Below are 1,585 nucleotides of genomic sequence, written 5' to 3' on the forward strand. Positions count from 1 at the left end.
GAACTTCCTGTTCCCGATGAGTTCATCATAGGAAAATTCCACTGTCCCAGGTAGCCGCAAAGGGCCGAGATTTATGTACGCCAGAGCGTACAAAATAGCCTAAATTTTATCCACAGCAATTGGGGATAGTTTCACAACCTGGATCCGCATGAAATGGGCACTGATTGCCAAATTGATCATTTATTAATCGATTTTCTTGGCAAAATGTTACAGATTTGCTTAAAAACTCACCAACTTATTACAAAAGCCAATTTATGGTGGTTTCTTAGTCATGACTAAAATTTTAAGTTTTTGATATTTATATTAATATACAAATGTACTTCGTATAACTGCCATTATGTTAAATAGGGAATTCAAAGCTCTTTCTAAGAGTTGGTATAGTGGTAATACTTATTGAGTGCGTAAAAGAATTAGATTAATAAAATACTCAAAAGAAAAATAGTAAAAGGGAACTTACAGAAAATAAGTTACCGGCTCTTAAAATTATATTTAAACAAAGAAGCCCAACTAAATGATTGGGCTTCCTCATATCTAACTTTACCTTATGATTTTCATCAGTGTACTGCAAGAATTTAGACTACTTGTTGACTTGAACACCTTTAAAAATCAATTTCTCTTTTTTTTGTGTTTCTATAAGCAGTTGTGCCTGCCCCTTACGAGATTGAAGATATAATGTGGGAGCATTCACCAGAATATCTATCATCGTACTTTCACGTAAGTTGATATCATCAGGACAGCCCATCATTGTGGCAACAATTGGTTGTTCAGCATATAAATGATTGCCCTTAAAATGAATACCAATCGAATTTATATTACAAAACAAATTCCCAATATACAGCATCTTTTCTGCAAATTTTAGCGTGATAGGTTGGTCAGGTTTTGAAGCCAGAAATAATGAATCTATACGTTCACTATTAGCATTTGTTGCCTCGATTAATTCCCAAGAAAATTGCGCCAAGGTCTGCTCACTAAAGGACATCACTTGTAATTCTTGTATCTTGGACTGATCGGCTGAGGAAGGCTTATGACAAGCGCTCAAAAGTCCAACGACGAACATCAGTATAAATATTCTAGTCATCGTTATTGTCCGTATAATAATGAGTAACCCTCTTTATAGAGTTCATCAGTAGAATAATCGCTTTTGATGATCTTTAATTTTATTTATTCTCATGATTTTTCCTTGATCTAATTAAATTTTCAAAAAATACATCTACTTTGTGGTGCTATAGCTAAATTCTAAAGGCTATAGAATGTAAATATTTCTGTAAAACACCATTTTATAAAGTTTTGTACTGCTAACTTAAGTAATTAGCTATATTTGCTTATACAACATCAAGTATTAGTATAAATTTTATTTAAATAATATCGAGCTATTTTGAAATTTTTGTGACTATTTTTTTACACTTTTAGGGCACTCATCTTTCTAGGATAAATGTATTAATTATTAAAGAATGGTTATAGATTAAGTGAATCATTTCTAAGAGATTCTAAAATTAACATAATACCAATTATACGAAATGCTCTAAATTATTTGTTTTAATTCAATAGTTTATTTCGTATTGAAAAGCCCAATCACACCCGATTG

The 1,585-nt window shown here is 31.6% G+C and carries 1 protein-coding gene; it reads right to left on the reverse strand.

Translation table 11 applies throughout. The features are described from left to right. Nucleotides 1-577: 577 nt before the first annotated feature. Complete coding sequence (locus FTV34_RS17355) at nt 578-1,078, reverse strand: META domain-containing protein (RefSeq protein ID WP_074163995.1); 501 nt, start codon at nt 1,076-1,078, stop codon at nt 578-580. Nucleotides 1,079-1,585: the final 507 nt, after the last annotated feature.

Origin of the sequence: Acinetobacter sp. YH16038 (genome assembly GCF_013417275.1) — a bacterium.
Lineage (GTDB): Bacteria > Pseudomonadota > Gammaproteobacteria > Pseudomonadales > Moraxellaceae > Acinetobacter.